Annotated in this window: 25 protein-coding genes, 1 tRNA gene and 1 pseudogene; 6 read left to right on the top strand and 21 right to left on the bottom strand. The window is 65.9% G+C overall.

Annotated elements, in window-relative coordinates:
* Positions 1-58 precede the first annotated feature (58 nt).
* From hemC to ACIQ7H_RS02490, 4 genes are read right to left on the bottom strand one after another with little or no spacing between them, the layout of a single operon-like run.
* Positions 59-976 carry a hydroxymethylbilane synthase gene (gene hemC / locus ACIQ7H_RS02475; protein WP_395788033.1) on the bottom strand — a complete coding sequence of 306 codons (918 nt, stop codon included), beginning with the start codon at positions 974-976 and terminating at the stop codon, positions 59-61.
* Positions 973-1707: a LytR/AlgR family response regulator transcription factor gene (locus ACIQ7H_RS02480; RefSeq protein WP_395788210.1), complete on the bottom strand. Its 735-nt coding sequence runs from the start codon at positions 1705-1707 to the stop codon at positions 973-975. The genes hemC and ACIQ7H_RS02480 overlap by 4 nt, the downstream gene beginning before the upstream one ends.
* Positions 1704-2777: a sensor histidine kinase gene (locus ACIQ7H_RS02485; protein WP_395788035.1), complete on the bottom strand. Its 1074-nt coding sequence runs from the start codon at positions 2775-2777 to the stop codon at positions 1704-1706. Before ACIQ7H_RS02485 ends, ACIQ7H_RS02480 begins: the two co-directional genes overlap by 4 nt.
* Positions 2778-2812: 35 nt before the next feature.
* A complete protein-coding gene (locus ACIQ7H_RS02490) occupies positions 2813-3484 on the bottom strand; it encodes an alpha/beta hydrolase (protein ID WP_395788037.1) in 672 nt (223 codons plus the stop codon).
* A 74-nt stretch (positions 3485-3558) separates the two neighbouring features.
* Between ACIQ7H_RS02490 and ACIQ7H_RS02495 the strand changes: the two genes are divergently transcribed.
* From ACIQ7H_RS02495 to ACIQ7H_RS02510, 4 genes are all read left to right on the top strand, one after another.
* On the top strand, positions 3559-4500 hold the full coding sequence (locus ACIQ7H_RS02495; protein ID WP_395788039.1) for a sodium-dependent bicarbonate transport family permease: 942 nt from the start codon (positions 3559-3561) through the stop codon (positions 4498-4500).
* Positions 4497-4805, top strand: coding sequence for a P-II family nitrogen regulator (locus ACIQ7H_RS02500; protein ID WP_395788041.1), 309 nt, complete (start codon positions 4497-4499; stop codon positions 4803-4805). The genes ACIQ7H_RS02495 and ACIQ7H_RS02500 overlap by 4 nt, the downstream gene beginning before the upstream one ends.
* A gap of 102 nt (positions 4806-4907) precedes the next feature.
* Positions 4908-5510 (top strand): hypothetical protein, encoded by a 603-nt coding sequence (locus ACIQ7H_RS02505; protein ID WP_395788043.1) that lies wholly within the window; start codon positions 4908-4910, stop codon positions 5508-5510.
* Between the two features lie 11 nt (positions 5511-5521).
* Positions 5522-6049, top strand: coding sequence for a hypothetical protein (locus tag ACIQ7H_RS02510; protein ID WP_395788045.1), 528 nt, complete (start codon positions 5522-5524; stop codon positions 6047-6049).
* Between the two features lie 76 nt (positions 6050-6125).
* Here the strand turns inward: ACIQ7H_RS02510 and ACIQ7H_RS02515 are convergent, their stop codons facing one another.
* The 12 genes and pseudogenes from ACIQ7H_RS02515 to ACIQ7H_RS02570 form a co-directional block, all read right to left on the bottom strand.
* Positions 6126-7790, bottom strand: coding sequence for a DUF1501 domain-containing protein (locus ACIQ7H_RS02515; RefSeq protein WP_395788047.1), 1665 nt, complete (start codon positions 7788-7790; stop codon positions 6126-6128).
* An 11-nt stretch (positions 7791-7801) separates the two neighbouring features.
* Complete coding sequence (locus ACIQ7H_RS02520) at positions 7802-10108, bottom strand: DUF1800 family protein (RefSeq protein ID WP_395788049.1); 2307 nt, start codon at positions 10106-10108, stop codon at positions 7802-7804.
* A gap of 146 nt (positions 10109-10254) precedes the next feature.
* The gene (locus ACIQ7H_RS02525) at positions 10255-11583 is read right to left on the bottom strand and encodes a tryptophan--tRNA ligase (protein ID WP_395788051.1); all 1329 of its coding nucleotides are present in this window, start codon (positions 11581-11583) and stop codon (positions 10255-10257) included.
* A gap of 7 nt (positions 11584-11590) precedes the next feature.
* Positions 11591-11704, bottom strand: a pseudogene (locus tag ACIQ7H_RS02530) (entericidin A/B family lipoprotein); the annotation flags it as partial.
* Between the two features lie 142 nt (positions 11705-11846).
* Positions 11847-12800 carry an arginase gene (gene rocF / locus ACIQ7H_RS02535; protein WP_395788053.1) on the bottom strand — a complete coding sequence of 318 codons (954 nt, stop codon included), beginning with the start codon at positions 12798-12800 and terminating at the stop codon, positions 11847-11849.
* Complete coding sequence (locus ACIQ7H_RS02540) at positions 12797-13171, bottom strand: Hpt domain-containing protein (protein WP_395788055.1); 375 nt, start codon at positions 13169-13171, stop codon at positions 12797-12799. The genes rocF and ACIQ7H_RS02540 overlap by 4 nt, the downstream gene beginning before the upstream one ends.
* A 52-nt stretch (positions 13172-13223) precedes the next feature.
* Positions 13224-13299, bottom strand: a tRNA-Thr gene (locus ACIQ7H_RS02545).
* A 105-nt stretch (positions 13300-13404) separates the two neighbouring features.
* Positions 13405-14067: an SPOR domain-containing protein gene (locus ACIQ7H_RS02550; protein WP_395788057.1), complete on the bottom strand. Its 663-nt coding sequence runs from the start codon at positions 14065-14067 to the stop codon at positions 13405-13407.
* A gap of 104 nt (positions 14068-14171) precedes the next feature.
* A complete protein-coding gene (locus ACIQ7H_RS02555) occupies positions 14172-14927 on the bottom strand; it encodes a type III pantothenate kinase (protein WP_395788059.1) in 756 nt (251 codons plus the stop codon).
* Between the two features lie 4 nt (positions 14928-14931).
* Complete coding sequence (locus ACIQ7H_RS02560) at positions 14932-15714, bottom strand: biotin--[acetyl-CoA-carboxylase] ligase (protein WP_395788061.1); 783 nt, start codon at positions 15712-15714, stop codon at positions 14932-14934.
* A complete protein-coding gene (locus ACIQ7H_RS02565; RefSeq protein WP_395788063.1) occupies positions 15711-16343 on the bottom strand; it encodes a glycerol-3-phosphate acyltransferase in 633 nt (210 codons plus the stop codon). The genes ACIQ7H_RS02560 and ACIQ7H_RS02565 overlap by 4 nt, the downstream gene beginning before the upstream one ends.
* Before the next feature lie 199 nt (positions 16344-16542).
* A complete protein-coding gene (locus ACIQ7H_RS02570; protein WP_395788065.1) occupies positions 16543-18369 on the bottom strand; it encodes a DegV family protein in 1827 nt (608 codons plus the stop codon).
* A 203-nt stretch (positions 18370-18572) separates the two neighbouring features.
* Here ACIQ7H_RS02570 and ACIQ7H_RS02575 point away from each other — a divergent pair, with 203 nt between their 5' ends.
* Positions 18573-18911 (top strand): hypothetical protein, encoded by a 339-nt coding sequence (locus tag ACIQ7H_RS02575; RefSeq protein WP_395788067.1) that lies wholly within the window; start codon positions 18573-18575, stop codon positions 18909-18911.
* Positions 18912-18997: 86 nt separating this feature from the next.
* The gene (locus ACIQ7H_RS02580) at positions 18998-19783 is read left to right on the top strand and encodes a zinc-dependent peptidase (RefSeq protein WP_395788069.1); all 786 of its coding nucleotides are present in this window, start codon (positions 18998-19000) and stop codon (positions 19781-19783) included.
* A gap of 16 nt (positions 19784-19799) precedes the next feature.
* Here ACIQ7H_RS02580 and ACIQ7H_RS02585 read toward each other — a convergent pair whose 3' ends face one another.
* The 5 genes from ACIQ7H_RS02585 to dusA all read right to left on the bottom strand — a co-directional run bounded on the left by ACIQ7H_RS02585 (position 19800) and on the right by dusA (position 24839).
* A complete protein-coding gene (locus tag ACIQ7H_RS02585) occupies positions 19800-21221 on the bottom strand; it encodes an ATP-binding protein (protein WP_395788071.1) in 1422 nt (473 codons plus the stop codon).
* A 512-nt stretch (positions 21222-21733) separates the two neighbouring features.
* The gene (locus ACIQ7H_RS02590) at positions 21734-22414 is read right to left on the bottom strand and encodes a response regulator transcription factor (RefSeq protein ID WP_395788073.1); all 681 of its coding nucleotides are present in this window, start codon (positions 22412-22414) and stop codon (positions 21734-21736) included.
* Between the two features lie 89 nt (positions 22415-22503).
* Positions 22504-22833: a hypothetical protein gene (locus ACIQ7H_RS02595; protein ID WP_395788075.1), complete on the bottom strand. Its 330-nt coding sequence runs from the start codon at positions 22831-22833 to the stop codon at positions 22504-22506.
* Positions 22834-22950: 117 nt separating this feature from the next.
* Positions 22951-23844, bottom strand: a complete 894-nt coding sequence (locus ACIQ7H_RS02600) for an arginine deiminase-related protein (protein WP_395788077.1) — start codon at positions 23842-23844, stop codon at positions 22951-22953.
* The gene (gene dusA, locus ACIQ7H_RS02605; RefSeq protein WP_395788079.1) at positions 23841-24839 is read right to left on the bottom strand and encodes a tRNA dihydrouridine(20/20a) synthase DusA; all 999 of its coding nucleotides are present in this window, start codon (positions 24837-24839) and stop codon (positions 23841-23843) included. The genes ACIQ7H_RS02600 and dusA overlap by 4 nt, the downstream gene beginning before the upstream one ends.
* Between the last annotated feature and the right edge of the window lie 58 nt (positions 24840-24897).

The following is a 24897-nucleotide window of genomic DNA, read 5'->3' on the forward strand; positions in this document are numbered from 1 at the left end:
GCATCGAGCGCCCCGGTCGATACGCCGCCAACAGGTCAAGCCCGCGGCCGCCCAATCGTCAGGCGATCGCCAGCAGGCGCTCGGCGCCCAGGCTGCGCAACTGCTCGGCTGCAGCTTGACCCAGCGCGTCTGAACTGCCGATCGCGCCGTTCACCTCGACTCGCAGCCCGGCACCACCTTCGGCATCGCCGACCCAGCCCCGCAGATGCAGCGCGCCCTCGGCTTGGGTGCAGAACGCGGCGATCGCGACGTGGCAGCTGCCACCCAAGGCTCGACTCAGTGCCCGCTCGGCTTCGACGCAGGCGCGGGTGTCGGCATCATCCAAGCCGCGCAGCAACTCGATCACGGCCGTGTTGCCACTGCGACATTCGATCGCAATCGCCCCCTGCGAGGCTGCCGGCAACCAGTGCGGCGGGGTCAGCTGGGCGCGGATACGCGATGACATGCCCAATCGCTCCAGACCAGCGCAGGCCAGAACAATCGCTGCGTACTGGCCATCGTCGAGCTTGGTCAGGCGTGTGTTGACGTTGCCGCGCAGGTCCACCACGTCCAGGTCCGGTCGCAGCGCCTTCAGCTGCGCGCGTCGGCGCATCGACGAAGTGCCGACCCGCGCACCGTTCGGCAAAGCCTTGATGTCGTCGAAGTGGTTGCTGACAAACGCATCGTAGGGATTGGCGCGGCTCAGGATCGCGGCGAGCTCGAACGGACCATCCAGCTCCATCGGCACGTCTTTCAGCGAGTGCACGGCCAGATCAGCCTCGTCGCGCAGCATGGCTTCCTCAAGCTCCTTCAGAAACAAGCCCTTGCCGCCGACCGCGGCCAGCGAGCGGTCCAGCACTTCATCGCCGCGGGTAGACAGAGGCACCAATGAGATGTCGATGGTGGGATACAGCGCACGCAGGCGAGCGGCCACGTGCTCGGTCTGCCACAGCGCGAGTGCGCTCTTGCGGGTGGCGATCCGCAGGGTCTGGGTCATAGATGCTTCAGCTGTTGACGTATTTGCGGCAGGCAGCGGCGGCTGATTTCCAGCGCGGCCTGATCGTGTTTCAGCAAGGCATGCACCTGGCCATCGTTGCCGCGGCGCAGTTCGCGCAGCTCGGAGCGTGCGACCAGGCAGTTGCGGTGGATGCGCAGGAACAGCTCGGGGAACTCCAGCTCCAGCGACTTCAGCGAGTCCTCGATCAGGTCCTCACCGCTGCGGTGGTGAACCACCACGTACTTCTCTTCCGCCTGCAGGAAGGTGATGTCGACTACAGGAATCAGCCGCAGCGAACCGCGCAGGCGCGCGCACAGATGCGTTCGCGCCTGATCGCGCGGCACGGCCTGCAAACGCTCGACCGCACGGCCTCGACCCAGCGCACGGGCGCGCTCGATCGCCGCATGCAGGCGCTCGGCGCGCACCGGCTTCAGCAGATAGTCGAGCGCGCGCGCTTCGAATGCGGCCAACGCATGGCCTTCGTAGGCGGTGCAGAACACCACGGCGGGAGGCTGCGGCTGCGCGGCCAGGTGCCGCGCGGCCTCCAGGCCGTTCATCACCGGCATGTCGATATCCAGCAGCACGATGTCGGGATTGAGCCGATCCACCTGCTCGCAGGCCTCGCGACCGTCGGCGGCCTCGCCAACCACGCGCACGCCGGCTTCGTCCTCCAGCAGGTCGCGCAGGCGCTGCCGCGCCAAGTGCTCATCGTCCACCACCAGAACAGTCAGTTCGGCGGTGTCGGCGGGGTCAGGTCGGGCGTGCGGGGCATCCATAAAGTCACCGAATAGTAGCCGGGGGCAGGCACCACAGTCATCCACGCTGCAGGCCCGAAGTAGTGCTGCAAACGCTGCTCGATACTGGCCTGGGCGTGCTGGTTGCCGGCGCCTTGTCCGGGCTGCTCGGGGCACGGGTTATCGACCTGCACCTCGATGCCGCCGTCGGCGCAGCTGACCCGCAAATGCACTTCGCCGCCCTGCCCCAGCCGCGCCACGCCATGCAGCACCGCGTTCTCAAGCAGCGGCTGCAGCAACAGCCGCGGCAGCCGCTGGGTGCGCGGGCAATCGGCGTCGATCTCGCTGCGCAGGCGCAGCCGGTCGCCCAGGCGCAGCCGCTCGATCGCCAGGTAGCGATCCACCAGATCGAGTTCCTCGCCGAGGGTCCAATCGCCCTGGCCCGCGCCGAGCGCGGCGCGAAAGACTTCCGAGAGATCCTCGATGGCGCGCTCGGCCGTACGCGGATCGCGTCGAACCAGGCTGACGATGCTGTTCAAGCTGTTGAACAGGAAATGCGGCCGGATACGCGCCTGCAATGCCCGCACCTCCGCCTGCGCGCTGGCCTGCACCTGCGCCTGCCACAGCTGCTGTACGTAGAAATAGCGCAGCAAGGCGGCCGCAAGCAGTCCGGCGACTGCCGCGCAGGACAGCGCGAACTGCAGGCCATGCCCACTGGGCACGGTCAGGTCCAGCCCCAGGGTGAGGTCAAGCTGGTTGACCGCTGCAGCGCCGGTCAGGGTGGTCAGGGTTGGCAGGATCCAACCCGCAAGAATCGACAGTCCGCGTGGCCGGATCCGCAGAATCACCGGCCGCAACTTGCACAGCAGCACGCACGCCAGCAGAGCCAGCCACTGCGCGAACAGACTGGCAACGAACAATCGGCTGCCGGCGGTGGCCGGATCGCCGCTGGCGCCCGGCATCAGCACCGCCGCCAGCACGATTATCTGCGCCGCGACCATCACCACGAACAGGGTGGGCACGCGGCAGAAGTCGGGCAGCCAGTCGTCGATGGGGGCGGAGATCATCCGCAGAAGTATGCCTGCGGCGTCACCGTCAGCGACTACCGCTGCTCGCCGAGCAGATGCCGTTCCATCCAGCCGGCGAGATCATTCAACTCCTCCGCGCAGACGCTGTGGGGCATGGCATAGCTTTGCCACTCAACCGGATGCCCCCAATGCTCCAGCTGCTGGCGCGTGGTCTGGCCCAGCAGCTGCGGGACGATTGGATCCAGCGCGCCATGGCCGATGAAGACAGGCAGCCCTTTCTGCATGTCGCTCAAGCGGCTTTCGATACGCGTAGCGATCGGCAGATAGGTCGAAAGTGCAACTATTCCGGCGAGCCGTTCGGCATGTTGCAGGCCTGCGGCCAGTGCGATCGCGCCGCCCTGCGAGAACCCGGCCAGTAGAATCCTGTGCGACTCGACGCCGCGGCTGCGCTCGCGCGCGATCAAGGCCTCGATTGCAGCCACCGAGGCCAGAATGCCGGCCTCGTCCTCGACCGCTGTGAGGCTCAGCCCGAACAGGTCGTACCAGCCGCGCATGCGCATGCCGGCATTGAGGGTGATCGCGCGCACGGGTGCATGTGGAAACACGAAGCGCAGCGACGGCCACCCCGGACGCACCAGCTCAGGCACCATCGGCTCGAAGTCATGCCCGTCGGCACCCAGCCCATGCAACCAGATGACACTGTGCAGCGGGCGTTCGCCAGTGGTGATTTCAACGCAATCAAGCATGGGCTACTCCAGTTTTGAGCGGCCGAGTGTACGGCGCTGGCATCGACCCGCCGAGCGTGCCAGCATCCGCGCCCATGATAGATATCGTCGTCCTGTTCTTCCTGTTGGGCCTGATTGCGCGGCTGGCGAAGTCCGATCTGCGGCTGCCTGAAGCCGTGTACGAGATCCTGTCGATCTACCTGCTGCTGGCGATCGGGCTGAAGGGCGGCGTCGAGCTGTCCAAACACGCATTGTCCGATCTGCTGCCGCAAGTAGCGGGCACCATGGCGCTTGGGTTTGCGATTCCGCTCGCCCTGTTCCCGCTGCTGCGACTGTTGAAGTTCTCATCGCCTGACAGCGCTTCGCTGGCAGCGCACTACGGCTCGGTCAGCGTGGTGACGTTTGCAGTCGCCACCGCGATGCTCGACCGCGCCGGCATCGCCTACGAATCACATGCCGCGCTGTGGGTGGCCGTGATGGAAGCGCCGGCCTTGGTCGCCGGCATCCTGCTGGCGCGGCTGAGCCGGCTGCGGGAGGTCCGCTGGGCTGAGCTGGCACACGAAGTCGCGTTCGGCAAATCGGTGCTGCTGCTGGCCGGCGGTCTGGCCATTGGCGCCATCGCCGGCGTTGAAGGCAGTGCGCCGATTGCGGCTGTGTTCGTTGATCCCTTCCGCGGCATGCTGGCGCTGTTCCTGCTGGAACTCGGCCTGGTTGCGGGCGGCAGGCTGCGCGAGATCGGGCCTTTCGGACCGCGCCTGCTGCTGATCGGACTGTGCTTCCCGCCGGTGCTGGCTGTCGCCGGCGCGGCACTCGGCGTGGCGCTGGATCTGTCGGTCGGCGGTGTTGCCCTGCTCGCCACCCTGGCCGCCAGCGCGAGTTACATCGCTGCACCCACGGCCATGCGCATGGCCGTGCCTGAAGCCAATGCCGCGCTGTCCATCGCCGCCTCGCTCGGCATCAGCTTCCCGTTCAACGTGATCATCGGCATTCCCCTGTACCTCAAGCTCGCCCAATGGATGGGAGGCCCTTCCACATGACCCTTCCGAAGCACCCGCGCCGACTGTTGGCGATCATCACCGAAGCGGCCCTGGAAAAATCGCTGGCCCGCGACGCACGCCGCCTTGGCGCACACGGCTACACGGTGTCCGACGTCCGTGGCGCCGGCCACAGTGGCATCCGCGAAGGCAGCTGGGAGGCCGACCGCAGCATCGAAATGAAGATCATCTGCGATGCCGAGATTGCCGACCGCATCGCCGCGCACGTGCTTGAGCAGTACGGCGCCAACTTCGGGCTGACTCTTTTTTTCACCGATGTCGAAGTACTGCGGCCGGGCAAGTTTTGAGCGCCGGACGCACCCTGCCTCTGTGCGGAAAACGCAGTCGATCACAGTACTCTGCCGTCGCTTCGAGCAGCATGTGCAGTCCGCGTTACACTGCGTAACACCATGCCCAAACTCATTCGTCTGCTGCTCCCCTGTCTGCTCGCGCTGCCGTGCGCGCTTGCTCACGCCTGGCCCGCCGCGGAAATCGCGAAGACAGGCGGCAGTCTGGAGGTCTCGAGCAACTGCGAGGATCTCTCAGCCGAACCGATTACCTACGGCATGGAGTACGACCTGCCGGGCACGGGCCTGCCTGATGGCCCAATCGATATCCATGATGTCTGGCTCGCAGGTGGCTGCGTCGGCTGTCACAACCAGACTGCGATGGGTGAGCTGCGCCTCGATGATCCGCAATTCGCGGGCTATCAACTGGTGCTTGCGGTCAGCTTCCGCAACCCCGAGCTGCTGCGGGTGGATCCGGGAAATCCGGAAAACAGCCTCCTGTACGCGCAGCTCAACTGCTCCCCGCCCCAGACCTATCCAGCGATGCCGCCCCCCGATGGCGAAGTCGTCACACGCATTCCGCGACGCTTGCGCGCACTGATCTATGACTGGATCCAACAGGGTGCGCGCGGCTTCGATGTCGACGGCAATCCTTACAGCCAGACCCTCTTCCGGGATTCATTGGAATCCACGCGCAGTCAGCGCAACCTTGCCCCCGCCCCATAACGGAGCCTTGCATGCCGATCCATCAACCGCTGCTGATTCTGATGCTTCTCGCCAGCGCGCCGGCTTTCGCTTGGCCTGGCGGTGAGGCGGACTCGTCGAAGTCGCTGCAAAGCCTCGGCGGCTGCGACGCGATTTCGGCGGAAACACACCCGATCCGCTACAACGTGAGCTTTGAAGGCGATATTCGTCCTTTCATCACCAACCAGTGCGCGTCCTGCCACGGCAGCCAAGGGGGGCTGAGCCTGAGCACCGCCAATGCCCGGGTCGCCCTGATCGGTGCCAACGAACGCGGCACCCCATCGAACGGTAATTCAGCGATCCTGCGGGTGCGCCCGTTCGAGCCGTTGGCGAGCTCACTGTTTCTGAAGCTCAACTGTGACGTCCCACCGTTTGGTGGCCGCATGCCACTCGGCGGCAGCGCCAGCACCGAGTTCCAGGCATTGGTGTACGACTGGATCGCCAGCGGCGCGCTGATGCCGGACTCCTTCGGCGGCGAGCGCCTGTTCATCGGCAGCTTCGAGGACATCGTCCGGCCCTGAGTCGCGTCGATCAACGCTCTAAAGAGAACGGCGCCGGGTCACCCCGGCGCCGTTCTCATGTTCAGCGTCGCAACGATCAGACCACCAGGAAGGGCACCGTCTGAGTGTTGTAAGCCATCACCGACGCGTTCGGATGCGCACCATTGGTGAAGCTGCTGATGTTGGGGAACAGCAGCGGCAGGTCGGCAGGACTCACGCCCATCCAGCGCGCCAGAGTCGCCGACATCTGATCGACCGACGTGGTCGGCAGGAACTCACCACGGTTGAAGCACTCACCGAGCGCGTCCGGCGCGCCGGTGAAGCTGCGGTTCAACAGCTGCAGCGGGTAGCGACCGTAGATCTGGTTGCCCAACAGCGGACCGCCCTGGGAGGACGGCGCCGCCATCACCATCTGCACCGCGCCCCAGGCGTGGTCGGTGCCATTGCCGTTGGAGTTGATGGTGCGCGAGAACTCGCTCATGGTGAAGGTCACCACTTCGTTCTTCACTCCGCTGTAGCCCGCGACGTTGTTCAGAATCTCCAGCGCTTCGTTGAAACGAAGCATCGCCTGAGAAACCTGCTGCAACAGGCCCTGATGGCCGTTCCACACGCCGTTGGCGGGCCGCGCGTTGGGGATCTGACCACCGTGGGTGTCGTAACCGCCGGTGCTGACATAGAACACCTGCCGGTTGGCGGCGATGGCGCCGCCCGACAGGCGGCTGACCGCGATCATCCGCGCCACCTGGCGCAGCTGCTGGCCAAGCCCGGAGTTGGGGATGGCCGCAACCGCCGTGTTGAATGCGGCGTATGTGGTGCCGGTTGTCAGTCCGGTGATCGCCTGGTTGACCGTGCTGGCCAAGCTCAGCGAGCGACTGAGCACGTCCTTGTAAGCGCCGGTGAACGCCTGCGGGTAGGTTTCATTCAGCAGCCCCTGCAGCACCTCGCGGCGCTTGTCGCCCGCATTGGTGGCACCCGAATAGTTGTTCAGGGTCACCGAGGGCGAGGTTGCACTGGTCGACATCCGGTACGGGAACAGGTTCTGCCCGTTCGGGTACTCGCCAACCAGGAAGCGGGTCTGTCCGGAAATCGAGATGCAGGGCGCCAGACCGTTTGCTGGCGGGAGGTTCAGCAGCTCGCCGGCCATCCGGCCGCCCCAACCGCTGGGATCGCTGGAATTGTTGCCGCCGCCAATCATCCACAGGCTGGTCTGATCGTTGTGCGAGTACAGCTGTGGTGGGCGTCGCAGGGAGTTGAAACCCTGCCGGCGCAGCGGCTCCACCAAGGGGCCAACGTTGGCGACGAAGGTCAGCTTGCCCTGGTTGAACAGGGTCTGCAGCTCCGGCACGGCCGGGTTCAGGCCGTACTGGTTGCCAAGGATGCCGAGCGCCGGCGGCATGAAGGTGTTGCCCTGATCGATGGCACCCGGTCTATCGATGCCAAGACGGTCCGCGGTGCCCTGAAACAGGCCACCGCGTGAGGTGACGTACCAGCCGAAGGGTGTGGGGCTGTAACCGCTCAGCGGCGAACGGCCGGCCACCGGGATGTTGGTGCTGTTGTCGCCCGGAATAAGCAGGTTCCAGGAGTCATTGCCGCCGGACAGATAAATGCAGACCAGGGCCTTGTAACCGGTCGGCGCAGTGCCGGCCAGAGCCGTGCCCATCATGGAAAGCTGGGGCACGAAGGTTGAAGCCGCGCCCGAGGCGGCCATGCAGGCGGCGCCCTTGAGGAAGTCGCGGCGCTTGTCGAAGTGGATGCGGGACATGGCGTGACTCCTCAGCGCTGGGTGCTGTATTCGGGCGAGATGGCGATCAGGTGCATCAGCAACAGGGCTTTGCGGCGCTGGCGTTGGACTCGGTCGCCACCCGTAGTCCCGTTCTCGGCACCGTTCAAGGTCTGGTTGAGGCCACCGGTGCAGCGGATGGCGTTCATCAGCAGGCCCTTCATGCCGGTGCCGGTGCTCGGGCAGACCGCATTCGGAGGCACGCTGCCGCTCATCGAGCCACCCATCATGCGGGTGTTGAAGAACTCGATCAGGGCGAGGTCTTCGGCTACGGTCGGATCAGCCTGGGTGGAGTTGACTGCCACCCGTGCTGGGATCAGGTTGACCTGCGCGATCGGGAAGTAGGCGCGATCAAGCGGCGGGTTGTTGTTGGCATCGGGCGGCGCGGGGTTGGTCGGGCCGCCGGTCAGTCTGCCTTCCTGACAATTGGAGTTGGTGCCGCCGTAGCCGGAGCAGATCCGGGCGTAGAGATCATTGGCGGCAGCCACTGAGGTCACTTCGTGGATGATCTGCAGTTCGGGCGAGAACAGCCCACGTTCGCTGACCAGACCCGGCTGGCGATAGTCGGGCTCGAAGAAGTTGAACACCGAGGGCGCGCCGTACGGACGCATCTGATACTCGTTCTGCGGATTGGTCGGCCCCCAGCGACGCAGGCTGGGCTGGCCGGCCAAAGGATTGGCCGCGCCCCCCTGCGGGTTGGTATTGGGGAAGTTGGCGGGATCGCCCGACACCGCGCCGAAGTGGCGCCAGATCGCCACCAGCTTCAGCATCGGCTCGCGCACTTTGCCAAAGTCCTGCGGCTGCAGCGGATCGCTGCTCGGGCGCCGCGCTTCGCCATCCAGGAAGATCGCGCGGACCACGGCCTTCATGTCGCCACGCACGTTGGAGCCGTTGTTGATGAATGCCGCGGCGACCCGACTGACGTACTGCGGGCTGGGGTTTGACGTGACCAAGCGCTGGATCAGCTGGCGCGCAACCATCACCGGCGTATTCGGGTGATTGAACAGCAGGTCCAGCGCAGCGTTGACACCGCCTTCGCAGTAGTCGACGCAAGCCTGCTGCTGGGCAGCATTCAGGGTGCTCCCGGTGGCATGGCAGTTCAGCGGCGAACCGTCGAGGAAGCTCGGTGGAATGGTCAGAGTGGAGTCAACGCCAGCCGCTGTGCCCAGGGTCAGCACCTTGTCCGGGGCGGGCGTTCCGGGCGGAAGCCCGAAGCTGCCGCTGTCGGTTTCCAGCACGCCGGCCGAGGTGTCGCGGCCGTTGTCGTTGTAGCGCGGGTAGCAGACCATCGGCTTGTACCAGTCCGGATGGACCAGACCGCGGTTCAACGGATCACGCGGCGGGCTGGCGCCGAACAGACCGGCCGTATTGCTGAACCGGCAGCCGATGCCAGTACAGCTGGTGTTGTTGGCGCCGCAATTGCGGCTGAGCGTGACGCCACCGACGCTGGAGTCGCCCTGGGTGCACTGGTGCGCCAGACCGGTGAACACACGAGCAAGCTCGCTGATGTCGGTTTCGGTGTAGGTGGAACGCAAGGTGCCGGGGTTCTGCGCATCCGGATAGGTGGTGTAGAAATCTTCACCGCGCACCACCAGGCCGATCGAGAACAGCTGCATCACCTCGCGTGCATAGTTCTCGTCCGGCTGCACGCCATTGTTGCCAGCGCAGTAGTTGGTGCCAGCCGGGCACCCATTCGCGCCCGGTCGATTCAGTTCGAACTTGCGGTTGCGCAAGGTGGTGAGGTAGCGCCCCATCATCGGGCTGTAGCTCACGTCCTGCAGCAGCTGCCGATAGTTGCCCAGCGCATTGCGAACGATGATGTCGTTCCACTCCGCCATCTGGATCGGCTCGTTGGAGAGGAAGTCGTCGCGGTCGGAGGCCACTACGATCTGCGACAAGGCCCACGCCACCCGCTGGCGGACCTGATCCGGCGCGGTCACCGCCACGCTGAACCAACGGTGCACACGCACGTCCTGGCTGATCGCGTTGTTGAGGGTCAAGGAAGCCGCGTAGGCCTCCATCCACGGGCGCGAAACAGTGGTCGTCGGTAGAGCCAGCTGGGCGTTCAGCCAGCCGCTGACGCCCTGGCTGCGTACCGTGCTGATGTCCGCTGGCACGGCGCCGAAAGTGGTCTGGTTCAGGAATCGGACCGCTTCCCCGTCGTTCGCGGGAAAGTTGAATGGCAGTTCGAACGAGTCCGAGAAAATCGGATCGTCGCCAGCGCGGGCAGGCGCGGCGCTCAGCAGCGCCGACAGTGCGAGCAACGCGCACATCAGGCAGGCAAGGCGTATGGATGACATGCAGGTATCCCCCGGGTAGAACGGATCGGCGTAACGGTTATTCACTTTGCCCGAGGAAAGCAAATGAAAAGTGGCCGTACTCCGCAACCCTGAAAACCTGCCTGAAGCCGCAACTGACGCTTTGTGTCAAAGCGTTACACGGAAGGTCAGCCCGTTCCGCCGCTCGGGCGTTCCGCTGCCGCACTCAGCTCACAAAGCGCGTCAGCCACGTGCTGCGGGTCGGCATCTGGAGCCAGCGTCACCAACTTGGACGCAAGCTCCGCGCCGCGCAGAAGCTTCAGCGCCGCCACCGCCTGCCCCGCCTCTTTCGGCGAAGCAAAGCCCTTGCTCTGCAGGAGCAGATCGCCGGCCGCGTCGACCAGCTTGAAATAGAACTGCCCGTCGTTCTCGCGGTATTGCTTGAACATCGGCAGAGCGGCTCTGCTCGCCACCGTTGCATCTGCGGGCACGGCCGCCGCCACGAAGCGACGCAGACCCACCGCCTCCCGCAGCTCGCCGAGCAGCGGGGCCGCGATCCGGCGCGCGCGCGCGGCACCGGCCTGCAGGACGTCCTCCAGCTGCTGCGGCGCGGCCATGAAGGCCTCGTAGCGCTCACGCATCGGCGCGATGTCACGCTCAAGGCGCTCGACCAGGCGCTGCTTGGCTTCGCCCCAGCCGAGACCGGCGCGCAGCTCGGCACGGAAGGACGCGGCCTCATCGGTGCTCGCGAACGCATCGAGAATCAGCGCCAGCGCATTGCTCTCGGGGTCTTTCGGCTCACCGGGCAGGCGCGAATCGGTGACCACGCGGGCAACGGCATCTTTGAGCCCGCGATGGCCGCCGTCGAACAGCGGGATGGTGTTGTCGTAGCTCTTCGACATCTTGCGGCCGTCGAGGCCCGGCAAGGTCGCCACGCTCTGCTCGATCACCGCCTCCGGCAAGGTGAAGAACGCCCGCCCGGCACCGAACAGGTGATTGAACCGCGCACCGATATCGCGCGCCATCTCGATGTGTTGAACCTGGTCGCGCCCAACCGGAACCTTGTGCGCGTTGAACATCAGGATGTCGGCCGCCATCAGCACCGGATAGCTGAACAGGCCCAGGGTGATGCCCGCATCCGGGTCTTCGCCCGCCACCTCATTGGCGTCGGTAGACGCCTTGTAGGCATGCGCGCGATTCATCATGCCCTTGGCGGTGACGCAGGTCAGCAGCCAGGTCAGCTCAGGGATCTCCGGAATATCCGACTGCCGGTAGAAATGCACGCGATCGGGGTCCAGCCCGGCGGCCAGCCAGGTCGCCGCGATCTGCATCCGAGAGCGCTGGATCCGCGCCGGCTCGTCGCACTTGATCAGCGCGTGGTAGTCAGCCAGGAAGAAGAATGCGTCGACGTTGGGATCAAGGCTCGCGGCCACTGCCGGACGGATGGCGCCGACATAGTTGCCGAGATGCGGCGTGCCGGTGGTGGTGATACCGGTGAGAACGCGGATGCGGGACATGGAACCTCTATACCAGTGTCGGGCGCGCCTGGTTGCGCGCAGCCCCTTCGATTTTCTCGCCAGCGCGCTTGAGGTCTTTGCCGGCGCCCTGGATGGTGTTGCTGCCAGCCAGTAACGGCACGGCCGCGAGGATGAACACGACGCACAACACGTCGGGAAAGCCGCGAAAGCAATCCTCTGCAGAATCAATGAGCGCCTGCCCCGGGTCGCCAAGCCTAGCAGCGCATGGGAACGGAGGCAGCTACGCCGCAGCAGCGGAGAGATCAGCGCGCGTTTGACTCCTGCGGGCCGCGCATCAGGGTCGACTTGCCAAACAGGCTTTCGACCAGATCCACCGCGAGGCGGGCTGTACGGTTGCAGTGGTCGAAGGCCGGATTCAACTCGACGATATCGAGCGATGCCATGCGTCCGGTGTCGGCGATCATCTCCATCACCAGCTGGGCTTCGCGGTAGTTCGGCCCGCCTTCGACCGTGGTGCCGACGCCCGGCGCGATCGAGGGGTCGAGAAAGTCGACATCGAAGCTGACGTGCAGATGGGTGTCGTCGTCCAGGCCAGCCAAGGCCTGCTCCATCGCCCGCTTGATGCCGAGCTCGTCGATGTAGCGCATGTCGTAGATGTCGAGCCCGGCCTCGTGCACCAGCGCGCGCTCGCCTTCGTCGACCGAGCGGATGCCGATCTGGCGGATCTGACTCGGCGTGATCGCCGGAATGCTGCCGCCCAGATGGGTCAGCGGACGCGGCCCGAAGCCGCACAGGCAGGCCACCGGCATGCCGTGCACATTGCCGCTGGGGGTGATTTCGGAGGTGTTGAAGTCGGCATGCGCGTCGAGCCAGACGATCCGCAGCTTCTTGCCCTTGGCACGGCAGAAGTTGGCGACGGCGGTGATCGAACCGATCGCCAGACAGTGATCACCGCCGAGCATGATCGGCAGGCGCCCTGCATTGAGCTCAGCCTCGACCGCATGCATCACCGCGACGTTCCACTCGACGACCTGTTCGAGATGGCGATAGCCATCGTGCGCTGGCTGCCAAGGGTTGAAGGGTCCACGCAGGTTGCCGCGGTCGTGCACCGACAGCCCGCGCGCGGCCAAGGCCTCACCGAGGCCGGCGACTCGCAGCGCTTCCGGCCCCATAGACGCGCCGCGGTGGCCGGCACCGATGTCGGTGGGCGCGCCGATCAGGCTGACCGGGGGAAATCTCGGGCTAGACGGATTCATTCCATATCCTCGGCAGCGCGGGTGGCAGCTGCAATCGCTTTGTCCATCAGGACCAGCAGCTTCAGGGTGGGCGTCAACACGTCGGCGCAAAGTTCGGACAGCGGCCGGCGCGATTCCGGCGGCGACTTCAGCCAAGCGATCCACTGGCGCTCAAGCAAACGCGCCTGATCGCTGACCTCGGGGAAACCGTAAGCGCCAGCTGAGCCCGCCATCTTGTGCAGCATGCCGCGCAGTTCAGCCACCTCGGCCTCCGCCACATCGGCATTCATGGGCTCGCGCAGTGACGCCATGTGGCGACGCAGGCGCTGGCGCTTGTCCTTCAGCGCCAGTCGATACAGTGCCAGTAGGGAGTCGAAACCGTCGATGCTCACGCGGGTTGGCTGCGGATAGTTCGGCGGGTGGTGCGGCAGCGCTGCCGCAAAATGGTGCCGGCAGTCCGAATTGAACGGACGACCTACCGCTTACAAGGCGGTTGCTCTACCAACTGAGCTATGCCGGCATGGCATGGCCGCGCAGTGTAGCGGATCAGCAAAACAAAGCGTCAGCCCCCCAGCTCGATCACAACGCGAAGGTGCGATGCATCCGCGTGGGCCTGCAGTGACTATCAGCCTGCTTCGCAGTCGATCCCACGCGAACTCACACCGGCGTAGCCGCCCAGCCGCGCGCGCCAGTCGAAATCGATGTCCGCTGCGATGTCGACCCAATACTGCGGGATGTCCTCGGTGCGTTCGCCCAACTCGGCGGAGAAGCCCATCCCCTGCACGTCGGACTGGCGCTGCCGGGCATTGGCGAGCTCGCGGAACAGGCCCAGCGAAATGGTGTTCTGTCGATCGCCCGCGGTCACCACGTAGTAATCCCGCAGTCCTCGTGAGGCCAGCTCGCGGGCAGTGGCCAAGGCCGCTTCGCGGTTGGCCTGTGGCGGCATGTAAACCCAATAGCCCCTGCGCGCCAGCGCTCGGGTTTCGCGAAACTGGATGCGCTGCACCGCGGGCGTCAACGCACCGACGGCGCGGCGCAGATCGGCCTGGGTCAGAAACGGGCCCAGCCGCTGACAGACGGCATCCACGGTCGGCGCGATCGGCTGCGGTGCTTCGGCCAGCTCGGCCTCCGAAGCGACGATATCCAGCTCGCTGAGCAGTTCAAGGCTCGGCACGGCGGGCTCGGTCGCCGCATGCCGGCGTGGCTCGTAGTCCGGCCGCAGCGACCACCACACGGCGACGCCGATGTTCATGGCCAGCAGCAGGATGACGAGAATGCGCGGCAGCATGGCGGAACGGATCCGACTGATCGAAGGGGCCGCAGAATAGCAGGCCCCGCCAAAGAGCCGAACGCACGCCGCGTTCGCGCGAGTCGAGTACTGCCCCTGCGCCGCTACTCGATGGCAGCTTCAAGGAGGCCGAGCAGCACGAGATTCGGCTCGACCCGCACTTCACAGTCCAGCAGGCCGGCCAGAATTTCAGCATCACCACCCGCGAGCAGAACCATGGGCTGAATTGCGGCTGCGGTCCGCAGATGACGCATTCCTCGCTCGACCAGACCGGCAGCGGCCTGCCAGGGCGCCTGCGCCACGGCAGGCAGGGTGTCCTGCGTCCAGAACTGATCGCGCGCCGGCGGGGTGCTGGCGCTGTCCAGGTGCGGGGCGCGCTGCAGCAAGCCATCCCGCATGCTGGCGATGCCGGCCAGAATCAGACCACCGAGGTGCTGACCATCGGCCGCCACCGCGTCCAGCGTCAGCGCCGTGCCCGCGTTGACGACAAGCAGCGGCGGTGACGACACCTTCAGCGCGCCGCGCAGGGCCAGCCAGCGGTCGGCCCCAAGCCGCTGCGGATCGGCATAGGCGCAGCGCAGACCGGCGGCGGCCGCCGCGCTGCGATGTCGCCGCACCGGCCAATGTGCACTCTGCACCGTGCGCATCACCAGCTCGATCACCGCGGTTGTCAGCGCCTCTGCGGTCACCGCCACCAGATGCACCGACTGCACCGGCGGCAGCGCGCGCAGACGCTGTTCGAGCGCGGGCAGGAAATCCGGGCCGGCATGGCCAAGCGCATCGACGATGCCGAGCCGGTCATCCGCGAGCACCCATTTCAGACGCGTGTTGCCGAGATCGAGCAGCAGTTTCATCGCCATGATCTTATGCGGGCCTCAGGCTGACATCGCCACCGAGATAGATCCGTTCGCCATCGGCATGCAGCACCCGCAGGCCACCGCGCTCATCGATGCCGCAGGCCTGCCCGACCAGCTCATCATTGCCGCAGCGCACGTTGATGCGGCGCCCTTGCAGCAGATCGAAGCGCCGCCAGCGCGGCAGCACGGCCGACACGCCCTCACGGCGCAGCACACTTGCTTGCTCGCACAAGGCCGACAGCAGCTGCGCGACCAGCACCGCGCGATCCGGCTGCACGCCGAGCCGAGCCAGATCGGTCCACGGCTGGCCGGGATCGAAACCCGCTGGCTGGTCGATGTTCAGACCCAAACCGATCACCGCGTAACAGGCCGCGGCACGGCCATTCAGTTCGATCAGCAGGCCGCCGAGCTTGGACTCCTCGACCCAGATATCGTTGGGCCACTTCAGAGCCACTGATGCGACACCCGAGCTCTGCAGTGTTTCGGCGACCGCCACCCCGGCGGCAAGACTGAGCCCCATCGCGCTGGCGGGCCCAGCGGGCAGCGACAAAGCCAGCGAAAGGCACAGACCGCCACCCGCCGCGCTATGCCAGCTGCGGCCCTGTCGGCCGCGGCCAGCGCTCTGCTGCTGCGCCACCAGCGCCCAGCCGCCCGGCGGTGGACAGCCGCGGGCCAGCAGGGCGGCATTAGTCGAATCCACCGCTTCCACCCAGTCCAGTTGCAGATCGTCTGCGCGGTCCAGCGTGCCGAGGTACTGCCGCGCGCGCGCGCCGAGTTCCGCCGCACTCATGCGACCGGCGTCTGGCGACGGCGGAAGATGCGCACCCGCTCGAAGCGGTGCTCGGTGCCTGCGTACAGACGACCCAGATTGCTCCGATGAGTGAATGCGATGAACAGCGCGGCCGCGATCGCGAACGGCACCTGCAGCGGCGCCCACGCGAACGCCAGCGGCGTCAGCACGGCCGCCGCCAGCACGGTCGACAACCCGACATAACCGGTCAGCACCAGCGAGGTGATCCAGACCAGGAACACCGGCAGCACCGACAGCGGCCAGGTGACACAGAGTCCACCAATCAGGGTGCCGGCGCCCTTGCCGCCCCGAAAGCCGAAGTACAGCGGCCACGTGTGGCCAACGGCGGCCATGAGGGTGCAGGCGCCCGCGAGCTGCTCCGCGCTCAACGGCGCCAGTGGCACCCACAGCCAGAACGCCAAGCCCGCTGCCAGCGCGCCTTTGCCGATATCGATCAAGACCACCGCCAACGCGAAGCGCCAGCCGCGGGTGCGCAGCGCGTTGGTGCCACCGGCATTGCCGCTGCCAGCCGCGCGGATATCGACGCCGATGAAGTGGCCGAGCACCAGGCTGCCGGAGACCGAACCCAACAGGTAGGCAAGCGCGAGTGCGATCAGTGTGGAGCTCATGGTCGAAGACATCTGTGGTGGTTGAGCGTGCTGGTTCGCGACCGAGCTGTGCACCCGGCGCCACGGTCATCGTGGTGCAGCGGCACTGAATCGACGCGAACGATGCTGTCGCGAGCTCGAAGGCACGCGACCGCAGTGTAAGTCGCTCGGCGACCCGATGATGACGCAGCGTGCTGGTCGCTTGCAGCGGCCGCGCTGCTCAATGCGGGCCGAGATCCATTAGCCCGACCACCAGAGCGCCGGTGCCGGCGTGGGCACCAATGGCGGGGCCGACTTCCACCACGCCCAGCGAATCGACCTGCAGCGCAGCGGTGAGCAGGCTCAGCAGACGTTCGCCGTCTTCGCGGCAGTCAACATGGCCGACCAGCACGCGCCAACGATGCCTACGGTCCAGACGCCTCAGCAGATGCCGAGCGAAGCGCTCGGTCGCCGCCTTCGGGCCACCGCTGAGCGCGCCGACTACGCCAAGCCGTCCGTTGGGCTTGGCTCGAGCAACCGGCGTCAGGCCGAGGCCTGCAACCAGCCGCCCGGCCCAGGCGGGAATGCGTCCGCCGCGCACCGCGAAGCTGACGTCGCGGGTCATCGCCCAGGTCTGTACGCGCGGCCGCAGCGCGGCAACCGTCGCCACCACCTCGGCTGCGGAAGCGCCATCGCGCGCCGCTTGCGCGGCAGCCAGCGCCAGCAGCGCCTGGCCGCAGGAGGCATGGCCGCTGTCAGCGACGCTGATACGCTCGGCAGACACCCGTGCAGCAGCGGTTTCACCTGCCTGCAAGGTGCCCGACAGCGCGCGCGAAATGCCGACATAGACCACCTCGCGGTGGTGCGACAACCGCGTTTCAAACTGGCGGCGGAAATCTCCGAGTGGCGGCTGCGAGGTCTTGGGCGCCACCGTACTCGACTTCAATCGCCGATGAAATTCAGCGGCCGAAATCGAGACCTTGTCCAGGAACTCCTGGTCGCCGAACGACACCCGCACCGGCACGCTCGACAGGCCCAGCGCGGACGCCAAGGCCGCAGGCAGATCGGCCCCCGAATCGGTAACCACCGCCACCGCCTGCTGCAGGCCGGCCTCATACTGCTGCACCAGCATGTCCTCGGCTTTGTGCGCCGAAACCACACCGAAATCGCCGGCCAGCTCGAACATCTGCGCGGGCTCAGCGACATGAGCGTGAATACGCAGTCTGCTGGCGGTGCCTGCGATCACCACCGAATCCGCGCCCAGCGCAGCCAACCGCGAACGCAGCTCTGCGTGGTCGATGCTGTCGCCGCTCAGCAGACACTCGGTGCACCAGCGGTGCTCGGGGCTGACCTCATCGTGGATGTCGGCGCCGACGAAGGGGACGTCATCAAGATGCTCGGCCCGCCGCTGCACCCGCAGTCGCCCAGTGCACAGGTAGTCGTGGATTCCCTCCAGCAGATCGACGAATCCCTGTGCGCCGGCGTCAACGACGCCAGCCTGCCGCAGCACAGCCAGCTGGCGCGGGGTGTCCGCCAGCGCTCGCCGGGCCTGATCAAGCGCGGACTCGAAACTCTCGCGCACGTCGTGGCCACCCCCGCGGGTACTGCGAAGCATCGCATCGGCGAATGCGCGGATCACGCTGATGATGGTGCCCTCGCGTGGTTCGCTGAGCGCGCTGCGCGCCGCGCTGGCGCCGGCATCGGCGGCCTCGGCGAGCTCAGCTGGCGGCAGCACGCGAGCGTCGGCGACGCGCTGGCTGAGTCCGGACAGAAACTGCGCGAAAATGGCCCCTGAGTTGCCGCGCGCGCCATCGACGGCGTCCTCGGCCACCCCGCGAAGCAATTGCCCGACCGAGGCGCAGCGCTTGCTCAGCGCTCCACACAAAACGCTGTTCAAGGTGAAGGCGAGATTGCTGCCGGTGTCGCCATCGGCGACCGGAAACACGTTGATCCGGTCGAGTAACTCGCGGCGTTCGATAACGCGGCGCATGCCGGCGATCAGTGCGCGGCGCAGCTGCGCCGCGGTGACGGGCGCGGCGAGCGCGCGGGGGTTGAGAACGGCGACCATCGGGCGAGTCTGCCAGAGCCCCCGAACAGGTCACGCTGCGCTGCGGCAGAATCGAACCCAGCGCACAGTCCATCTACTCGAATCTGCGGCCTCGCGCGATTTCCACGGCAACTGGAGGTACACTCGGAGTCTTAACGCTTGCGGCGACCCTTCGTTCCATCGGATACGAGCGCCCACGCCGGAATTCTGCGAGGAGCAATGGGATGACTTCCATTCGCCTGTGTCTGTTGGCCGCCGTGCTATCGCTCGCCCCACTCGCTTCCGCCTTGGCGATTGAAGTGCTGCCGATGGACACGCCGCCGGTGGACTGCAACGACCGCCCCAACGAGGCTGCCGCAGCTGAGATGATCGATGCCGATGGCTCGCAACCTGTGACGCTCCTGGCGCCTCCCGCCGAACGCGCCGAATCTCCCGCCGGCATCGAAGCGGGTGAGAGCGTGCCAGCCAGTGCTCGCAGCGCCCCTCCCGCGGCTGTGGCGCCCAGTGCGCCGAGCCGGGCAGCGTCGCGCTGGAACGCGTTTCTGCCGGGTATGGTGCGCTGACAGCCCGCTTGATGGTGCCGCCGCCGGGCCTGGTGGTGTTTCACCTGTCGCCCAACGGCCCCGCTTTGTTCGCGTAGTCCCGCCCCATGCTGTCCGCTTGGTGGCAACGCCGCCGCAATCCGGATCCCCTGAGTCCCACGCGCTGGAATGCGGTCTGTGAGCGCGCAGCCGTGTGCTCGGTGCTGGACGCGTCGCAGGTGCTGCGGCTGCGCGGCCTTGCCGGCGGGTTTCTGCAGCGCAAGTCGATCACGCCGGTGCAAGGGCTTGAGCTTGATGACGACGAGCGCGCCCTGATCGCGACCCTGTGCTGCCTGCCCGTATTGAATCTCGGCGGGCACTGGCTGGGCGGCTGGCGCGAAGTCGTGATGTATCCGAGCGGCTTCCGGGTGCGCCGACAGGAGATCGACGAACCCACCGGCGTGCTGCACGAATGGGACGAAGACCTCGCCGGCGAAGCCTGGAGTGAGGGGCCCTTGATCCTGTCCTGGGAAGACCTGCAGCTCGACCTCGACCATCCCGAATCGGGCATGAACATCGTCGCCCACGAGGTTGCGCACAAGCTCGACCTTCGCGATGGGGTACTGGATGGAACACCGCCCCTGCCGGCTGCGCGCCTCAGCAGCTGGGTGCGCGATCTGCAGGCGGCATTCGCGCAGCTCAATGATGAACTGGATGCGAGCCGGGAAACGCTGATGGACCCTTATGCCGCGGAATCTCCCGAGGAGTTTTTCGCGGTGGTGAGCGAGGTGCATTTCTCCGCCCCTGCCCTGCTGCAGCAGGCGATGCCTGCCGTCGCCGCGCAACTGACTTCGTTCTACGGCGAGTCGCCGTGGGCGCGTTTGCCGGCGACGGATGAATCCGGCGACGGGTAGAGCAGGCTGCGGAACATCAGGCCGCGGGTGAGAACCGCAGCACGAAGCGCGCGCCGCCCAGTTCGTGCGAACGCTCGACCGAGAGCTCGCCGCGGTAGGCGCGGACGATGTCCTGCACGATCGACAGACCGATGCCATGGCCCTGTACGCGCTCGTCGCCGCGCACGCCGCGCTGCAGCAGGTGCTCCACCTTGTCTGGCGGAATGCCCGGGCCATCATCCTCAACCGAGATCAGCAAACCCGCACGACGCTGCGGCGCCACGGTCAGCGTCTGCGTACTCAGCAGAACCCGATGGTTCGCCCACTTGAACGCGTTCTCCATCAGATTGCCCAACAGCTCCAGCAGGTCGCCGAGCTCACCATAGAAGCGCGCGGTCGGATCGAGATCGAATTCGCACAGCACATTCTTTCGGGCGTAGACCTTTTCCAAGCTCTGCACCAGCGACTCAGCATGCGGCACGATCACGATCGGCGCCGCGAACACCTGGTGCCCGGTGGTGGCGGCGCGCGACAGCTGATAGGCAACGATGCCGTCCATGCGCGCCACCTGTTCGCGCACATCCATCCGCAGCTCGTCTGCATCGGCAGCTCCGTCGTTGTCGATCCGTGCCCGCAGCACCGCCAGCGGCGTCTTCAGACTGTGCGCGAGGTCACCCAAGGTATTGCGATAGCGCATCAGATGCTCGCGCTCGCTGTCGATCAACTCGTTGATATTGTTGGTCAGCAGGGCCAGCTCGCGCGGATAGTCACCACGCAGGCGATCGACCTGTCCACGCTCGACCTCAGCCAGCTTTTTGACCACCGTGCGCAGCGGCTGCAGGCTCCAGCGCGAGATCAGGATCTGCACCAGCAGCAGCAGCAGGGCGGCAGCGCCCAAATAAGACCACAAAGCACGCCTGAACCGAACAACCTGAGTTTCTACTGCGGACGCACTCTCCAAGACTGAGATCGTAAACTCGAGCTCGCTTTCATCATCATTCTGCCAGACGACACCAAGCGAGAAGCGATAGTAATCCACACCATCAAAAGCAAAGGGACCCTCGAACTCAAGAGCACCCATCGCCAGACTTCGCGGCTCTGGAAGCCGTCGTGAGACCGAAGAAGGGGACTGCCACTCGAATGCCTCTGAAATCAGCGCTGCGTACAGACCTGACCCAGCGACAGCGAACCTTGGCTCTGGTGGAACCTCGGGAATCACCAATGCCCCGTCTCTCGCCAAATCGATTCGACTTAAGTATGCGTGGGCGTAGGTCTCCAGGCGGGCAGACAGATTCACCTCCGCCGCTTGACGAAAGGCCTGCTCCAACGCCACACCAGTCAAGCCCAGAAAGGCAAGAATCCCGATCGCTGTACCGAGGAGCTGCCTTAGCTGGAGTGAGATCTTCCTCCGGAACATGCAAACCCCCAAACGTTGCGCAGCATGGCTTTTGTTCAGCAATTATTAAAAAAACAAACAGCACCCCCCTAAACTTCGGGGGCGCACTTTCGCGCAATACTCAGGGGTAAGTTTGTGTACATTCGTCTCGCATCTCTAGCTTTCGCCGCTTTCACCATGCTCACTCCTGTGCTCGCAACAGCTGAAGGCCGGGGACATATCCGCGATAGATGTACTGACGGAGCTTGGTGCTACCGTCTCAGTTGCAACTCTGACAGTAGGGACTGCGACATCACCGGCAGAGCTCAGAACAGATACAACACCGGTGGCTATTGGGATTTTCGAGAGTTCCGCGAACGTTTGAGCGCCGAGTCTCGCTCCGACTGGGACAGGTGGGGCGGAATGTGTGCGGATGACCCGTACTGCAGGTAACGCAGACGCTGCGTACGCTATCCCACCGAGTATCCGCAGTATTTCGTAGAACGGCGCACTGAGGTGGGCTAGATCGATCCAATGAGCACCCCCGAGGGTCAGATACTGTCCCTCGGGGGCAGCCGACAACATAAGCTCAAGCACTACTCGTCGCGCGGAATGGCGAAGCGATAGCCGCGCCCGCGCACCGTTTCGATCGGCTTCAGTTCGCCCTCGGCGTCGAGCTTCTTGCGCAGGCGGCCGATGAAAACCTCCAGCACGTTGGAATCGCGGTCGAAGTCCTGCTGGTAGATGTGCTCGGTCAGGTCGGCTTTGGACACCAGCTCGCCTGCGTGCAGCATCAAATACTCAAGCACTTTGTACTCATAGCTGGTCAGGTCGATCGAGGCGCCGCTGACCGTGACCGTCTGTGCCGCAAGGTCAAGCTTGACCGGGCCGCAGTCCAGCGAGGGCTTGCTCCAGCCCGCCGCACGCCGCAGCAGGGCATTCAGCCGGGCCAGAAGCTCTTCCACGTGGAAGGGCTTGACCAGATAGTCGTCGGCGCCGGCCTTCAGACCTTCCACTTTGTCCTGCCAGCTTGAGCGCGCGGTGAGGATCAGGATCGGAAACTTCTTGCCTTCAGCACGCAGCGCGCGGACCAGATCCATGCCCGACATCTTGGGCAGGCCGAGATCGATCACGGCGACGTCGAACGGGACTTCGCGCCCCATGTAGATGCCTTCTTCGCCATCGCTGGCGAGATCCACGGCATAGCCCTCGCGCTTGAGGCGAGCGCCGAGGGTCTCGCGCAGTGGCGCTTCGTCTTCAACCAGCAGAATGCGCATTGGCTTGGCTCCATTGGCACGGGTGAACGGTGGGATTGCGGAGTGCCGCGCGACCTCGACGTACCCCGCGGGCACGCATTGGTCGAGTATCAATCGTCGTGGTGCAGACCGCGGTCCTCTCGGCTCGCGGGTGGCTCGACGCGGCCAGACGGACGACGGCTATCGAGTCGGCCGTGGTCATCCTGCATCACCCGAATCCGGCCCTCAGGGGTGAGCACCTTCATCCGGTAGGTGTCCTGGCCGCCGCGGCGAACCGGCTCGACCCGCAGCACGCGCCCGCCCGTCTCGCGCTCCACACGACGCACCGAATCGCGCAATTCGAGCGGCGGCTCGACAGGCGCATCGTCACGGCCGTTGGCCACCGCGCCAAGGGGCAGCAGCAGCAAGATCAACAGCGCGGGAAGTTTCAGGGGGGTCATGAGATCCGGGATCTTAACCACAGGCGAAGGATTGGGGAACTGGCGGGCAGTCTTGCCGCCACGGGGTGAATCCGTACTGAAGTCTGCCGCCCCCCGGCACTTGCTGGCTCGCCAGGTTCAGAAGATTTCGCCGACGCAGCAGCGCAGGCTGCCGCCGGCTTTTTCGATCTCGTCGAGTTCCACGCTGCGAATGCGCAGTCCCCCGGTCTGCAGCTGGGTCCGTTGGGTCGGCGACAGGACGTCAGCGGCGGTTGCGCTCATCCACACCGAGTCATCCCGCAGGCTGATGCAGTTCGCTGCGAACGCAGCCTTCTGCTCGGGTTCGAGCCACAGTACCTGCGGCGCATAGACGGCTGCGATGGCATCCGCCACCTTCGGATCGGCCCAGCCATCGGCACACAGCACCGCTACCCGGCCTGCCAGCACCGCCATCACCACATTGGTGTGGTACTCGCCGGGGGCCAGTGCCGCCTGCTGCAGCATGCGCAGGTCGAAGGCCTGCGCCATCGCCTGCGCCGCGGCCGACGTGCAGCGTTCGCCGAGGCCGGCATAGCCAATGCCGCGTGCGCGGTCGATCACCAGTGAGCCGGTCAGTTCGCCGACTTCGCCGCCGCGCAGGTCGACCGTGGCGTAGCCCAGCACATCGGTAAAGAAGCCGCGGATGTCGGACCGTTCGGCCTCCAGTTGGCGCACCCGATGACGCATCTGCCCGATGATCAGGGTGCCGGCGCGCGTGCCGAACACATTGTTCGGAAACATGCCGTCCGGCGCAGCCGGATCGCCGGCGAAACTGATGACCGGCAGCTCGGTCGAGAGCGCACGCTGCAGGCCCTGGTGCTGGGCGCGGGCACGGTCGCTGCTGAAGACCCGGCTCAAGTCCATGTAGACGTTATCGCTGGCTGACTCCGCCGCCAGCGACTCGCCCGCGGGCGAGACCAGAAAGGCGGCGCGTGCGCAGGCGGGTCGGCTGGCTGGCAGGGCGCGTGCGGCCTGCGAATCGAACGCGTTCACGCCGCCCTCGCCTGCTGCAGCTCAACCGCGGCCAAGGCACGCTCGATCAGCTCCCAGCCCGCCTCAGGCCGATGCGCCTCGGTGCTGAGAATATGCCGGAAATGACGCCCGCCGGGCTGGCTGAGAAACAGGCCCAGAACGTGCCGGCTGAAATGCTTGAGCATCACCCCGCGCGCGCGCAGCGCTTCAACATGTGGCTGCAGTGAGCGCAGCAGCTGGACGCGTGACTGCAAAGCCGCCTCGGGTGCATACAGCGCTCGATCCAACTGATGCAACAGATATGGGTCGTGGTAGGCGGCGCGGCCGATCATCACTCCATCCATGTGCAGCAGTTGCTCGCGCACTGCGTCCAGCGTGGCGATGCCGCCATTGATGGCCAGCTGCAGCTCGGGCCGCGCCTGCTTCAAGGCATGCACCAGCGGATAGTTCAGCGGCGGAACCTCACGATTTTCCTTCGGCGACAGGCCCTGCAGCCAGGCCTTGCGCGCATGCACGATGAAACTGCGGCAGCCGGCGGCGGCCAGCGTGTCGACGAAGCCGAACAGACTCGTCGCCTCGTCCTGCTGATCGACCCCGATGCGGCACTTGATCGTCACCGGCACGGTCACAACCGCCTGCATGGCCGCGAAACACTCGGCAACCCGCTGCGGCTCCAGCATCAGGCACGCCCCGAAGCGCCCTGCCTGCACTCGATCGGACGGGCAGCCGACATTCAAGTTGATCTCGCCATAGCCCCAGTCGGCGCCGATCCGCGCGGCCTGCGCGAGCAGGTCGGGATCGCTACCGCCCAGCTGCAGGGCCAGCGGGTGCTCCACCCCATCGAAGCCCAACAGCCGCTCGCGATCGCCGTGGATCACCGCCTGCGCATGCACCATCTCGGTGTACAGGCGCGCATGCGGCGCCAGCGCCCGGTGAAACACCCGGCAATGACGATCGGTCCAGTCCATCATCGGCGCGACGGACAGGCGGAAGGAGGCGGCGAAATCGGCGGGCACGGCGGGCGAGTCCGGGGTTGCAGGGCGGCAAGGGTAACGCGCCGAAGCTGAAGGGCGG

This window comes from Aquimonas sp. (genome assembly GCF_044377145.1).
Classification (GTDB): Bacteria; Pseudomonadota; Gammaproteobacteria; order Xanthomonadales; family Xanthomonadaceae; genus Aquimonas.